Raw genomic sequence first — 13973 nt, forward strand, 5'->3', positions numbered from 1 at the left:
TCAACTACGAGTGACGAGTGAGCGCAAGAAGAAAGCCATGTTCGCCGGGCGCTCCGCGAGGCGTCGCATGAAGTAGCCGTACCAGTCGGTGCCGTACGGAACGTAGACCCGCATGCGGTGACCGTGCGCGACCAGTCGCTCCTGCTCGGCTCCGCGGATGCCGTAGAGCATCTGGAATTCGTACTCGTCCCGCTTTCGACCGTAACGCTCGGCCAGGTTCTGGGCGATGGCCACCATGCGGGGATCATGGGAGCCCACCATCGGATAGCCCTTGCCGGCCATCAGAATTTTCAGGCAGCGCACATACGCCCGGTCGACCTCGCGTTTGTCCTGGTGGGCGACCTCGGGCGGCTCGTTGTAGGCGCCCTTGACCAGCCGGACCCGGGAGCCTTCGCCGGCCAGCGCGTGACAGTCCTCCTCGGTACGGAAGAGGTACGACTGGAGCACGGCACCGGTGCCGGGGAAGCGCTCACGCAGCTGCCCGAGTATGGCGAGCGTGGAGTCGACCGTGGTGTGGTCCTCCATGTCGAGGGTCACCGTCGTACCGGCGGCGGTGGCGGCCTCGACGACCGGCAGCACGTTCTCGTACGCCAGGTCGTGCCCGCCGGGGAGCGCCTGCCCGAAGGCGGAGAGCTTGACCGACATCTCGGCGTGCTTCGCGAGCCCGGCTCCGGCCAGCGCGGCGGCCAGCGCAAGGTAGGCGTCGCGGTTGCGGAGGGCTTCCGACCGGTCGGTGATGTCCTCGCCGAGATGGTCGACGGTGACCTGCATTCCGCGCTCGGAGAGCGTCGTCACGGAGGCCAGACACTGATCGAGCTGCTCGCCCGCCACGAACCGGTCCACCATAGGGCGGGTCACCGGAGCGGCCGAGACGAGGCGGCGAATGCTGTCGCTGCGCGCGGCGGCGAGGAGCACGGGTCCCAGCACGGGGCACCTCCACGGATTGTTCTTGTGGGCGACTCGCTGAAGAGCGCAGTGAGGCGCAACTCGGGAGCCACTCAGAACGTAAGGATCCCGCCGACGCCGGACCATCGACAGGTGTCACGCATCCGTGGTCCGGCTCTCAGACAGATGTATGAGAGATGTACGAGAATGGGTCGGCGGACGCCCGAGGACCCTCGGCGTCGGAGCGGAAGACGGACCACAGGAGGCCCACGGCATGCGCGAGAACTACCAGGCGCTGATCGACGAGGTCTCCCAGCTGCTGGGTACCCCGGCCACGCTGGAGGGCCGGGACTTCTCGCTGATCGCCTTCGGCGCACACGAGGGCAGCGCCGACGGCGACGACGCGGAGCAGGCCGCCGGTCCTGCACTGGACTCGGTACGTACCCGCACCATCCTCCAGCGCCGCTCCGCCCCCGACGTGCGGGCCTTCTTCGAGAGCTTCGGCATCACGCGGGCGAGCGGCCCGGTACGCATCCCGCCCGACCCGGCCGCCGGCGTGGTGCACGGCAGGATCTGTCTGCCGGTGCGGGACCGCGGAGTGGTCTACGGCTACATCTGGCTGCTGGACGACGGCACGCTGGAGCTGACCGATGCCCGGCTGGCCGCCGCGATGGCGGTCGCCGACCGTACCGGCGCGCAGCTGGCGGCGGATTCCCGCGCCGAGGAGCGGACGGGGGAACTGCTGCACGCCGCCCTCGCCGAGCGCGGCGGGGACGCACGGGACGAGGCGGTCGCGGGATTGCGCGCGGCGCTGGGCGAGGCGGCGTCCGGACCGCTGGTGCTGGTGGCGGTGGCGCCGTGGCCGGAGGAGGAGGCGCCGGGCGCCGGACGCGGCCCGCTCCCCGCCGCCCTCCCCCGGCTGGTGGCGCAGTGCGTACGGGACGGAGCGCTGGCGGCGCTGGTACGGCTGCGTACGCCGCACGGCGTGGACGCCGCCCGCACGGCGGCCGACCGTCTGCTGCGCACACCCGGCCGGGCCGCGACGGCGGAGTCCGCCGCCGGAACCGCGGGCCCCACGGCGGGACTGAGCAGCCCGCGCTCCGGCCTGGCGGAACTGCCCGCCGCCTGGCGCGAGGCCCGCGCCGCTGCCCGGGCCGCGGCTGCCGAGTCCCTGCCGAGCGCCCTCGCCGAGTGGGACACCATCGGTCCCTACCGGTTGCTCACCGCCATCCCCCGCATCCCCGGCTCCGCGCCGGACCCGGCCGTACGGGAGTTGCTACGCCCCGCCCATCGCGAACTGGCCCGCACAGCAGAGGTCTTCCTCGACCGCGCGGGCCAGGCAGGCCGTGCGGCCGCCGTCCTCGGCATCCACCGCCAGACCCTCTACTACCGCCTCTCCCGCGTCGAACGCCTCACCGGACTCGACCTGGACGAGGGGGAGGACCGCCTGTTGTTGCACATGGCGTTGAAAACCAGACGCCTCCGCTGAGGCCCCGGCCCATGGGGAGGAATCAATGGCCGAGGCCGCTACGGCGTTCGGCCCGCATCACTCCGTGAGATTCACCGCTCGGGCGTGCGTGGCGCCGATCTCCTCGGCGATCTCGGTCAAGACCGAGGCACCGATCGTGTCGTCCACCGTCAGTGCGACCAGCGCTTCGCCGCCCTCCTCGGCGCGGGAGACCTGCATCCCGGCGATGTTGATGCCCGCCTCGCCCAGGATGCGGCCGACGGTGCCGACGACGCCGGGCCGGTCGCTGTAGCGCAGGAACGCCATGTGCTCGGCGACCGCGAGATCCACCCCGTGCTGGTTGATGGCGACGATCTTCTGGAGGTGCTTGGGCCCGGACAGCGTGCCGGAAGCGGAGACCTCCTCACCGTTGGCGAGGGTGCCGCGCACAGTCACCACGTTGCGGTGCTCGGCGGACTCGCTGGAGGTGGTCAGCCGCACCTCGACTCCGCGCTCCTGCGCGAACAGCGGCGCGTTGACGTAGCTGACCGTCTCGTCCACCACGTCCTCGAACACGCCCTTGAGCGCGGAGAGTTCCAGCACCTTGACGTCGTGCTGGGTGATCTCGCCGTACACCTCGACGTCCAGCCGGACGGCGACCTCACCGGCCAGCGCGGTGAAGATCCGGCCCAGCTTCTCTGCGAGCGGCAGCGCCGGGCGTACGTCCTCGGCGATGACCCCGCCCTGCACATTGACCGCGTCGGGCACCAGCTCGCCCGCCAGCGCCAGCCGCACCGACCTGGCGACCGCGATGCCCGCCTTCTCCTGTGCCTCCCCTGTGGAGGCGCCCAGGTGCGGGGTGCACACGACCTGGTCGAAGGCGAAGAGCGGGGAGTCGGTGCACGGCTCGGAGGCGTACACGTCCAGACCGGCGCCCGCGACGCGGCCCTCCTTGAGCGCCGCCGCCAGCGCCTCCTCGTCCACAATGCCGCCGCGCGCAGCGTTGACGAGACGCACGTTCGGCTTGACCTTGTGCAGCGCCTCGTCGCCGATGAGACCGAGCGTCTCGGGGGTCTTGGGCAGGTGGACGGTGATGAAGTCCGCGACCTCCAGCAGCTCGTCCAGCGTGAGCAGCTTGACGCCCATCTGCGCGGCCCGCGCGGGCTGTACGAACGGGTCGTAGGCGACGACCTTCATCCCGAACGCCGACATACGCTGGGCCACCAGCACCCCGATCCGGCCGAGGCCCACGACGCCGAGCGTCTTCTCGCTCAGCTCGACACCGGTGTACTTGCTGCGCTTCCATTCGCCGTTCTTGAGCGCGGCGTTGGCCTGCGGGATGTTGCGGGCCGTCGCGATGAGCAGCCCGCAGGCCAGCTCGGCGGCGGTGACGATGTTGGAGGTCGGCGCATTGACCACCATCACGCCCGCCTTGGTGGCGGCGGGCACATCCACGTTGTCGAGCCCGACGCCGGCGCGGGCGACCACCTTGAGCTTGTGCGCCGCGGCCACGGCCTCGGCGTCGATCTTGGTGGCAGAACGGACGAGGACGGCGTCCACATCGGCGAGAGCGGGGAGGAGTTCGCCGCGGTCGGCGCCGTCACAGTGCCGGATCTCGAAATCCGGCCCCAGCGCATCGACGGTCGCGGGCGACAGCTCTTCGGCGATGAGTACTACGGGCTTGCTCACGTGGTCTCCAAATTCTTGGGACGGCGCGTTTTCCCTGCGGGTTCCCTGCGGGGCGGGATCCCTCCCGGAGGGAGTCTGGGGGGAGGGGCGGGAGGGGGCAGACGCACGACGCTGTGAGCCTGTGGCTCAGCAGTCTATCGGCGGGAGCTCAAGGGTGTGGGCAATCGTTCCGCGCCTCGGGCGGAACGATTGCCCACAACCAGGGGTGAGGGACTACTTCTCCTCGTCGACCCAGCTCATCAGACCGCGCAGCTTCTTGCCCGTGTTGGCCAGCAGGCTGTCCTCGTCGGCCTTCTTGTACTCGTTGTACTTGGGCAGGCCCGCGTTGTACTCCGCCATCCAGTTGTTGGCGAACGAGCCGTCCTGGATCTCGCCGAGGATCTTCTTCATCTCGGCCCGCGTCTGCTCGTTGATCACCCGCGGGCCCGAGACGTAGTCGCCCCACTCGGCGGTCTCGGAGACGGACCAGCGCATCTTCTCCAGGCCACCCTCGTACATGAGGTCCACGATCAGCTTGAGCTCGTGGAGGCACTCGAAGTAGGCGATCTCCGGCTGGTATCCGGCCTCGACCAGAGTGTCGAAGCCCGCCTTGACCAGCGCGGCCGTACCACCGCACAGCACGGCCTGCTCACCGAACAGGTCGGTCTCGGTCTCCTCGGTGAAGGTGGTCTTGATGACGCCGGCCCGGGTGCCGCCGATGGCCTTGGCGTACGACAGCGCCAGCGCGAACGCGTTGCCGCTGGCGTCCTGCTCGACGGCCGCGATGCACGGCACGCCGCGCCCCTCCTCGTACTGGCGGCGGACCAGGTGGCCCGGGCCCTTGGGGGCGACCATGCACACGTCGACGGAGGCCGGGGGCTTGATGAACTCGTAGCGGATGTTCAGGCCGTGGCCGAAGAAGAGCGCGTCGCCGTCCTCGAGGTGGGGGGCGATGGACTCCTCGTAGACCTTGGCCTGGAGCGGGTCCGGAACCAGGACCATGATCACGTCCGCTTCCTGGACCGCCTCGGCGGGCGTGGTCACGCGCAGGCCCTGCTCCTCGGCCTTGGCACGGGACTTCGAGCCCTCGTGCAGGCCGACCCGGACGTCGACGCCCGAGTCGCGCAGCGACAGCGCGTGGGCGTGGCCCTGGCTGCCGTATCCGAGAACCGCAACCTTGCGGCCCTGGATGATGGACAGATCGGCGTCGTCGTCGTAGAACAGCTCGGCCACGGGGTGTTTCTCCTTGTACTCAGGTTTGGTGTGCGCCCAACCTACGCGGCTGGACGAGGGTGCCGATTCCACCCCCCGCCGCGGCGGGAAGGGGTGGCGGGGACGGAGTCCCCGCCTCTTGTTCCGCCGCCGCGGCGGGCAACCACGACGGCGAGGGTCCGGCGGTAGGTACTAAAGCTCCACCAGTACGTTCGCCCTCACGCGGAGCGCTCGAGCGCGCGCAGGCTCCGGTCGGTGATGGAGCGGGCGCCGCGCCCTATGGCGATGGTGCCGGACTGCACCAGTTCCTTGATGCCGTACGGCTCCAGCATCCTCAGCATCGCCTCCAGCTTGTCGGCGCTGCCGGTGGCCTCGATGGTGACGGCCTCCGGGGAGACGTCGACCGTCTTGGCACGGAAGAGCTGGACGATCTCCACGATCTGGGAGCGGGTCTCGCCCTCGGCGCGGACCTTGACGAGGACGAGTTCCCGCTGGACCGCGGAGGAGGGCTCCAGCTCAACGATCTTGAGGACGTTGACCAGCTTGTTGAGCTGCTTGGTGACCTGCTCCAGCGGCAGGTCCTCGACGTTCACCACGATGGTGATACGCGAGATGTCGGGATGCTCGGTCACGCCGACGGCGAGCGAGTCGATGTTGAAGCCGCGACGGGAGAAGAGCGAGGCGATCCTGGCCAGGATGCCGGGGGTGTTCTCCACCAGCACGGAGAGCGTGTGCTTGGACATCTGTCTGTCTTCCGTTCTGCGCAGTCGTCTCAGTCGTCGCTGTCGCCGAAGTCGGGGCGGACGCCGCGGGCCGCCATGACCTCGTCGTTGGAGGTGCCTGCCGCCACCATCGGCCAGACCATGGCGTCCTCGTGGACGATGAAGTCGACGACGACGGGCCGGTCGTTGATGGAGTTGGCCTTCTCGATGACCGCGTCGAGCTGCGCCGGGTCCTCGCAGCGGATGCCGACACAGCCCATGGCCTCGGCGAGCTTCACGAAGTCGGGGACGCGGGTGCCCCGGTTCGGCTCGCCCTCCTCGCCGTTGTGCAGGACGGTGTTGGAGTAGCGCTGGTTGTAGAAGAGGGTCTGCCACTGGCGGACCATGCCCAGCGCGCCGTTGTTGATGATGGCCACCTTGATGGGTGCGCCGTTGAGGGCCGCGGTGACCAGCTCCTGGTTGGTCATCTGGAAGCAGCCGTCACCGTCGATGGCCCACACCGCGCGGTCGGGCATGCCGACCTTGGCGCCGAGGGCGGCCGGGACGGCGTAGCCCATGGTGCCCAGGCCGCCGGAGTTGAGCCAGGTGGCCGGCTGGTCGTACGTGACGTAGTGCGCGGCCCACATCTGGTGCTGGCCGACGCCGGCGGCGAAGATCGTGCCCTCCGGGGCCAGCTCGCCGATGCGCTGGATGACCTGCTGCGGGGCGAGCGAGCCGTCCTCGGGCAGGTCGTAGCCGAGCGGATAGGTCTCCCGCCAGCGGTTCAGCATCGCCCACCACTCGGCGTAGCGGTCGCCCGGCTCGCCGGGGTGCTCGGCCGTCTCGCTCTGCAGGGCGACGACCAGGTCGGCCAGCACCTCGCGGGCGTCGCCGACGATCGGCACGTCGGCCGCGCGGTTCTTGCCGATCTCCGCGGGGTCGATGTCAGCGTGCACGATCTTGGCGTGCGGCGCGAAGGAGTCGAGCTTGCCGGTGACGCGGTCGTCGAAGCGGGCGCCGAGGGCGACGATCAGGTCGGCCTTCTGCAGCGCGGTGACCGCGGCGACGGTGCCGTGCATACCGGGCATCCCCAGGTGCTGCGGGTGGCTGTCGGGGAAGGCGCCGATGCCCATCAGGGTGGTGGTCACCGGGGCGCCGGTCAGCTCGGCCAGCACCTTCAGCTCGGCCGTGGCGCCCGCCTTCAGAACCCCGCCGCCGACGTAGAGCACCGGGCGGTGGGCCTCGGCGAGCAGCTTGGCAGCCTCACGGATCTGCTTGCCGTGCGGCTTGGTCACCGGACGGTAGCCGGGCAGCTCGGTGCTGGACGGCCACTCGAAGGTGGTCTCCCCCTGGAGCGCGTCCTTGGCGATGTCGACCAGCACGGGTCCCGGGCGCCCGGTGGCGGCGATGTGAAACGCCTCGGCGATGGTCCTGGGGATCTCGTCGGGATCTCTGACCAGGAAGTTGTGCTTGGTGACCGGCATCGAGATGCCGCAGATGTCGGCCTCCTGGAAGGCGTCCGTGCCGATCGAGCCGGAGGCGACCTGACCGGTGATGGCGACCAGCGGCACGGAGTCCATGTGAGCGTCGGCGAGCGGGGTGACCAGATTGGTGGCGCCGGGGCCCGAGGTGGCCATGCAGACCCCCACCTTGCCGGTGGCCTGCGCGTAGCCGGTGGCCGCGTGCCCCGCGCCCTGCTCGTGACGGACCAGGACGTGGTTGACCCGGGAGGAGTCCATCATCGGGTCGTAGGCGGGCAGGATGGCGCCACCGGGAATGCCGAATACGGTGTCGGCGCCGACTTCCTCGAGAGCACGGATGAGGGACTGGGCGCCCGTGATGCGGAGGGCGGCCTGGGCCGGAACGGAGTTGGGCTGTCCGCTGTTGCGGGCCCGCGGCTGCGGTTTCGGGGCCCCGGTGGCCTGTTCGGTCATCGGCTTATCTCTTCTCGGAGAGTGAGGGTTGACGCTCGTGGTGGGGATGGACGCTCGTTTTGGGCGGGTTTTTCGGGCTACCGCTGGTTCGCGCCCAGGTGCCGGTGCAACAAAAAACCCCCCGTGCCATAAGGCAAGCGAGGGGAGCGCGCCGCTGGTGGTCGCGGGATGAGTGGGTCCCGCGGTCAGCCGACGCGCTGTCCAAGTACGAGAATTCGGGTGCGCATGGCACTGACCTTCTCCCCGTCAAGCCCCAAGTGTCAAGTGTGTGGGACAGCCGTCTCAGCATTTGGGCGACGCTGACGAGTGCGTCAGCGGATCCACGCCCTCCTGCCGTACGGCCGGCGCACCCGAGCCCCGCGCGGCGGGCACCCCCGCCGCGACGGGCACGTCCGCGTCCCGGCCCTCCGGGTGCTCCTCGCCGTACCCGGAGGCCCCGCCGCTGCGGGTGGATTCGGGCACCGCGTAGACCCCGCGGGCGAGCGCCGTACGCAGCCGGTGCTCGTCCAGCGGCCCGGAGAAGACCGCACCCTGACCGTGCGTACAGCCCATCTCACGCAGCAGCGTGGCCTGCTCCGGCAGGTCGACGCCCTCCGCGACGGTGGTCAGCCCGAGGTCCCCCGCGATCCGCAGCAGCCCGGCGGTGATCTTGCGCTGCCGGATGGATTCCAGGATCCCGTCCGTCAGCCCCCGGTCCAGCCGCAGGATGTCCACCGGCAGCCTGCGCAGCGCCGAGATCGCCGCGTAGCCGCTGCCGAAGCCGTCCAGCGAGATCAGCACCCCGAGCCGACGCAGCGCCGTCAGCCGCCGCTCCAGCTCGTCCAGCGGGATCCGCGGGTCGCTGTCCGACAGCTCCAGGATCAGTGCGCCCGGGGCGCCCGGCACCCCGGCGTTGGCCGCGGGGGCGCCCAGCGCGGTGCCGCCGGTGGGTCCCGGCGCCGCGGCCAGCCCGTGCCGGGCCAGCAGCGCGCCGATGGAGCGCGGCTCCATGCCCGGCTCGGTCAGCCGCCGCGCGGGCAGCCGTACGGTCACCGGTGCGCCGTATCCGGCACGCTGCCGCGCTGCCGCTTGCTGCACCGCTTCCTCCAGCAGCCACCGGCTCACCTCGGCGGCCCGCTCACCGCCTGCCCCGCGCGCCTCCCGCGCCGAGGCGCCCTCGGTGCGCAGGAACTCCGCGGGGGTGAACAGGATGCCCTGGGCCGAGCGCCAGCGTGCCTCGGCCGCGATAGCGGTGATCTTGCCGCTGGCCAGCTCGACGATCGGCTGGTGCAGCAGCGCGAACTCGCCGTCGTGCAGCGCGCTGCGCAGCCGCGCCGCCAGCTCGGCGCGCTTGACCACCTCGGCCTGCATCTGTGGCGCGTACAGCTCCACCCGGCCTTTGCCCGCCTGCTTGGCGCGGTACATCGCCAGGTCCGCGTTGCGCATCAGCGCGCTGGGCGTGATGCCGGGCTCCGCGAAGGCGATACCGATGGAGGCGGCGACCCGCACCTCCGTGCCCTCGACCCGGTACGGATCCGAGAGGGTGATCCGCAGCCGGTCGGCGATGTCGTGGATGCGCAGCTCGCGCTCGGCGTCCGGCATCCGCCCCGGCTCGCCGTCGCCCCGGATGAGTACGGCGAACTCGTCGCCGCCCAGCCGCGCCGCGGTGTCGCCGGAGCGTACGGAGTCGTGCAGTCTCCGCGCCGCATGCACCAGCAGTTCGTCGCCCGCCTGGTGGCCGACGGTGTCGTTGACCGCCTTGAAGCCGTCCAGGTCGATGAAGAGCACGGCCGTACCGCAGTCGCCGCCGCGGCGGCCGCCGATGGCCTGCCGGACCCGCTCGGTGAACAGCGCGCGGTTGGGCAGGTCGGTGAGCGCGTCGTGCGAGGCATTGTGCTGCAACTGCGCCTGCAGTCTCACTCGTTCGGTGACGTCCCGGCTGTTGAAGATCAGCCCGCCCTGGTAGCGGTTGACCGTGGACTCGACGTTGAGCCAGTGGCCGTCGCCGTGCCGGAAGCGGCACTCGATGCGGGTGCTGGCCTCCTGATCCGCCGAGCCGGCCAGGAAGCGGCGCAGCTCGTGGTTGACCTGGCCCAGGTCCTCCGGATGCACGAGGGAGGAGAGCTCGCAGCCCACCATGTCCTCGGCGTTCCGCCCGTAGACCCCGGCCGCCGCCGGTGAGACATAGCGGAGCATGCCGGTGGCGGCGGTGATCATGATCACGTCGCTGGAGCCCTGGACCAGGGAGCGGAAGTGGTTCTCCTTCTGCGCCAGTTCCCGGGTCAGCGTGATGTTGTCCAGCAGCATGATGCCCTGCCGCAGCACCAGTGCGAGCACGACCGTGCAGCCGGTGTAGAGGACGACGGGGTCGATGTCGTGACCGTCCACCGAGTTGTAGAGGATGCCCAGCGTGCACACCGCGGCCGCGAGGTACGGCGTCAGCGCGCTCAGCGAGCCGGAGATGGGGCGGCTTGGATGGGTGGCCCGCGCCTCGGCCTGCCGGTCCGTGGCGGCCAGCGGCTGCGGCGGAACGGGGTCGGCCTTGCCCCTCTTGTCGTCGTCGCCGTCCTTGCTGTTCTTGCCGCTCCTGCCGACCCAGGGCGCGTACGCGAGGAGCAGCGAACCGGCGAACCATCCGGCATCCAGCAGCTGCCCTGAGGCGTAGTGCTCGCGCAGTATGGGCGAGGTGAACAGTGCGTCGCACAGCACCGTGAGGGCGAGCGCCCCGATCGCGGTGTTGATGGCGCTGCGGTGTGCCGAGGAGCGCCTGAAGTGCAGCGCCAGCACCATGCTGACGAGCACGATGTCCAGCAGCGGATACGCCAGGTTGAGCGCCGCCCTGGCCACCGAGTCACCCGCCCAGTAAGCCGTGTGCGCGAGCGCGAGCGACCAGGAGAGGGTCAGCAGCGAGCCGCCGATGAGCCAGGCGTCGAGGCCGAGGCAGACCCAGCCGGCCCTGGTCACCGGGCGCTTGGCCAGCACCAGCAGTCCCACGATGGCGGGCGGCGCGAACAGCAGGAAGCAGAAGTCGGCGAGGGAGGGCTGCGGCACCTGCTGGCCGAGTACCAGTTCGTACCAGCCCCAAACCGCGTTGCCGAACCCCGCCATCAGCGAGGAGACCCCGAAGAGCACCCAGGCCGGGCGGCTGGCCTCCAGCCGGGCGTGCCCCGTTGCGGGTTCGAGCGCGGCGGCCTGCGCTGCCTCCCGCCGCTGGGTGCGCGCGTACCACAGGCACGAGCTGCCTGCCAGCAGTGCCGCGGCACTGAGCCCGAAGTCGCCCATGAACACGGCGACGGTCTCCGAGCCCCAGCCGAAGGCGGCGCCCACGGCGTAGGCCGCGCAGACCACCATGAGCGTCATCTGCCGCAGCAGACCGACGCGTCCGCCGGCGTCGGAGCCTCCTCCGCACAGCTCCGACGGTGTCGACCGTGCCGGCCGGGTCGACTGGACCGGCCGGGCCGACCGGGTTGACGCCGTCGGCCAGGTGTGCCGTGGTTGCCGCGCGTGCGGCGCGTGCGGCGCGTGCGGCGCGTGCGGCGCGTGCGTCGCCTCGTCGCGAACCGCGCCGCTGCTGCGCGTGCCGGATGCGTTGCTCCAGTACGGGCCCCGCCTGGGGGCCGCTTCGTGGGTAGTCATCGCGCCACCCGTGGAGACGGGGGCCATTTGACGGAGCCGGCCCGGCCGTTACGGGACGCGTGCGGCGATACGCCGCAACGCGGGGGTTTCGCTTGGCAGTTGGGATATCCGCGGGCGCTGTCCTTGCGTCCCGCGCGGAAGTTCGTCCGTTGATCGTGCATTCGCCCGTCGCCCCCCTCGTGTCCGGGTTTCGCCCCCCGCTCGGGACGATACACCAGGTCGTCACTCAGGGACATAGTCCCAATACAGACCGTAACCATAAGAGGGAGGCTCGGTACAGGGTGCAGTCGTACGGATCCGTAGCGTGGCCTCTGACGGCCTCGGGGTGTTTACGGGGACTACGCCACGGCCACCGTGTTCTCCAGCTCCTCACCGGCCGCCCAGCGCCTCAGTTGCGCGCCGAGAAGTCTTCTGGCACGGGGATAGAACGCAGAAGTGGGCCCTCCGACGTGCGGAGTGATCAGAGCGCCGGGCGTTCGCCACAACGGATGGTCCTTGGGCAGGGGTTCCGGATCGGTCACATCCAGTGCCGCCCGCAACCGCCCCGGAACGCCGTCCTCCGCACCCGGGGCCGAGGCGGGGGTGCCCGTCTCGGCGATCAGCGCTTCGGTGTCGACCACGGCCCCCCGCGCGACGTTGACCAGCAGCGCCCCGTCCTTCATCCGGGCGAGGAAGTCCGCGCCCACCAAGCCGCGGGTCCCATCGGTCAGCGGGGTCGCCAATATCACGACATCCGCCTGCGGCAGCAGTTCCCCGATCTCGCCCAGCGGCCGGACCGGTCCCAGCGGAGCATTCCGCGCGGAGCGGGCGACGCGGTGCACGGCGGCCACCTCGAACGGCAGCAGCCGCTTCTCTATCGCCTCGCCCACCGCGCCGTAACCGACAATCAGTACCGTGCGGTCCGCGAGCGCCGGGCGGAAGTCCGGCAGCCACTCGCCGCGGTCCTGTGCACGGACGGATCCGGGCAGGTCACGCAGGGAGGCGAGGGTGAGCGCGACGGCGAGCTCGGCGGTGCTCGCATCGTGCACGCCGCGGGCGTTGCACACCCGCGTACCGGCGGGGAGGCGTGGTATGGCGGAAGCGATGTGGTCGATCCCCGCGGTGAGGGTCTGCACGACCCGGATCCCCGTCATCCGCGCGAGCGGCCGTACGGCGATCTCGGCACCCACGTAATAGGGGACGACGTAGAAGGCGCAGTCTGCCGGGTCCGCGGGGAACTCCTCCTCCCCGGCCCAGTAGCGGTACGTCAGGGTATCCGGCAGGCCCTCGACGCTCTCGGGCGGGAGCGCGAGCCAGATCTCCGTCGCATCAGCCATGGGGAGAGACTAGTCGGGGGCTGCGCCAGGCAGAGTGGCTGGTGGGTCGGAACAAACGTGTGTGGCACCGGGGGCAACCGTTACGTTGGGGGCCGTCCGGAGGGAGCGGGAGCCAGGTGGAGCGCAGGACTATTGGTGCGGCAGCTCTCGGTGTGGGCGCCGTGGGCCTCGGCTGTATGCCGATGAGCTGGGCCTATTCCACCTCCGAGCAGCACGGTGAGAGCTCCCTGCGCACGGTGCACACCGCGCTGGACGCGGGGATGTCGCTGCTGGACACCGCCGACATGTACGGCCCCTTCACCAATGAGCTGCTGATCGGACGCGCGATGAAGGAGCGGCGCTCCGAGGCGTTCGTCTCCACCAAGTGCGGGCTGCTGGTGGGCGAGCAGCACATCGTCGCCAACGGCCGCCCCAGTTACGTCAGACGCGCCTGTGATGCCTCGCTGCGCAGGTTGCAGACGGATGTGATCGACCTGTACCAGCTGCACCGCGCCGACCCCGAGGTACCGATCGAAGAGACTTGGGGTGCGATGGCCGAGCTCGTGACGGCGGGCAAGGTGCGCGCCCTGGGCTTCTGCGCCGTCGGCGCCCGCGCGGACCGGCGGGCCGGCGCCGGTATCCACGACGGGACCATACGACAGCTCGAACGCGTCCAGCAGGTGTTTCCGGTCAGCGGTGTGCAGGCCGAGCTGTCGGTCTGGTCGCGGGAGGCGCTGGAGACGCTGCTGCCGTGGTGCGAGGAGCGCGGCATCGGGTTCCTCGCCGCGATGCCGCTGGGCAACGGCTATTTGACCGGCGCGCTCACCACCGGCGGTGGCTTCGAGCCCGACGACGTACGCGCCCGGCATCCCCGCTTCACCGCCGAGATGATGGCCGCCAACCAGCCGATCGTCGCCGGCTTGCGAAGGGTGGCCCGCCGTCATGGCAACGCCACCCCCGCGCAGATCGCCCTCGCCTGGGTGCTCGCCCAAGGCCGCCATGTGATCCCGGTCCCCGGCACGAAGAAGGCCCACTGGGTCGCGGAGAACGCCCGCGCGGACAGTCTGGTGCTCACCGCGGAAGACCTCGCGGAGATCGCCGCGCTCCCCGCTGCCCGGGGCTCGTGGGACTGAGCGCCTCGGAGGGCCGGCGGAATCGCCGGATCGGTGGCAACCCGCGTCTCCTGGGCGGGAGGAGGGGACGATGTGATCCCCTG

At 70.8% G+C, this 13973-nt stretch carries 9 protein-coding genes; 2 read left to right on the top strand and 7 right to left on the bottom strand.

Annotated elements, in window-relative coordinates:
* Positions 1-927: a proline dehydrogenase family protein gene (locus ACTWP9_RS06375; RefSeq protein WP_443244987.1), complete on the bottom strand. Its 927-nt coding sequence runs from the start codon at positions 925-927 to the stop codon at positions 1-3.
* A 232-nt stretch (positions 928-1159) separates the two neighbouring features.
* Between ACTWP9_RS06375 and ACTWP9_RS06380 the strand changes: the two genes are divergently transcribed.
* On the top strand, positions 1160-2374 hold the full coding sequence (locus ACTWP9_RS06380; protein ID WP_443244988.1) for a PucR family transcriptional regulator: 1215 nt from the start codon (positions 1160-1162) through the stop codon (positions 2372-2374).
* A 57-nt stretch (positions 2375-2431) separates the two neighbouring features.
* On the opposite strand, the gene serA is transcribed toward ACTWP9_RS06380, so the two are convergent.
* From serA to ACTWP9_RS06410, 6 genes are all read right to left on the bottom strand, one after another.
* The gene (serA, locus tag ACTWP9_RS06385) at positions 2432-4021 is read right to left on the bottom strand and encodes a phosphoglycerate dehydrogenase (protein ID WP_443244989.1); all 1590 of its coding nucleotides are present in this window, start codon (positions 4019-4021) and stop codon (positions 2432-2434) included.
* 213 nt (positions 4022-4234) lie between these two features.
* Positions 4235-5233, bottom strand: a complete 999-nt coding sequence (gene ilvC, locus ACTWP9_RS06390; RefSeq protein ID WP_443244990.1) for a ketol-acid reductoisomerase — start codon at positions 5231-5233, stop codon at positions 4235-4237.
* Positions 5234-5430: 197 nt separating this feature from the next.
* Complete coding sequence (gene ilvN / locus ACTWP9_RS06395; RefSeq protein ID WP_099884516.1) at positions 5431-5955, bottom strand: acetolactate synthase small subunit; 525 nt, start codon at positions 5953-5955, stop codon at positions 5431-5433.
* 29 nt (positions 5956-5984) lie between these two features.
* Entirely contained in the window at positions 5985-7847 is a 1863-nt protein-coding gene (locus tag ACTWP9_RS06400) for an acetolactate synthase large subunit (RefSeq protein WP_443244991.1), read from the bottom strand.
* Between the two features lie 282 nt (positions 7848-8129).
* Positions 8130-11186 (bottom strand): putative bifunctional diguanylate cyclase/phosphodiesterase, encoded by a 3057-nt coding sequence (locus tag ACTWP9_RS06405; RefSeq protein WP_443245251.1) that lies wholly within the window; start codon positions 11184-11186, stop codon positions 8130-8132.
* A gap of 614 nt (positions 11187-11800) precedes the next feature.
* Positions 11801-12778, bottom strand: a complete 978-nt coding sequence (locus tag ACTWP9_RS06410; RefSeq protein ID WP_443244992.1) for a 2-hydroxyacid dehydrogenase — start codon at positions 12776-12778, stop codon at positions 11801-11803.
* A 116-nt stretch (positions 12779-12894) separates the two neighbouring features.
* Here ACTWP9_RS06410 and ACTWP9_RS06415 point away from each other — a divergent pair, with 116 nt between their 5' ends.
* Positions 12895-13890, top strand: a complete 996-nt coding sequence (locus ACTWP9_RS06415) for an aldo/keto reductase (RefSeq protein ID WP_443244993.1) — start codon at positions 12895-12897, stop codon at positions 13888-13890.
* Positions 13891-13973 lie beyond the last annotated feature (83 nt).

The sequence above is a fragment of the Streptomyces sp. 3N207 genome (assembly GCF_052246355.1).
In the GTDB taxonomy this organism is placed as follows: domain Bacteria; phylum Actinomycetota; class Actinomycetes; order Streptomycetales; family Streptomycetaceae; genus Streptomyces.

What these genes read in the sequence shown, in the direction of transcription:
- ACTWP9_RS06380 (WP_443244988.1), top strand. Translation starts at nt 1,160, where the DNA reads ATGCGCGAGAACTACCAGGCGCTGATCGACGAGGTCTCCCAGCTGCTG.
- ilvN (WP_099884516.1), bottom strand. Translation starts at nt 5,955, where the DNA reads ATGTCCAAGCACACGCTCTCCGTGCTGGTGGAGAACACCCCCGGCATC.
- ACTWP9_RS06400 (WP_443244991.1), bottom strand. Translation starts at nt 7,847, where the DNA reads ATGACCGAACAGGCCACCGGGGCCCCGAAACCGCAGCCGCGGGCCCGC.
- ACTWP9_RS06405 (WP_443245251.1), bottom strand. Translation starts at nt 11,186, where the DNA reads ATGACGCTCATGGTGGTCTGCGCGGCCTACGCCGTGGGCGCCGCCTTC.
- ACTWP9_RS06410 (WP_443244992.1), bottom strand. Translation starts at nt 12,778, where the DNA reads ATGGCTGATGCGACGGAGATCTGGCTCGCGCTCCCGCCCGAGAGCGTC.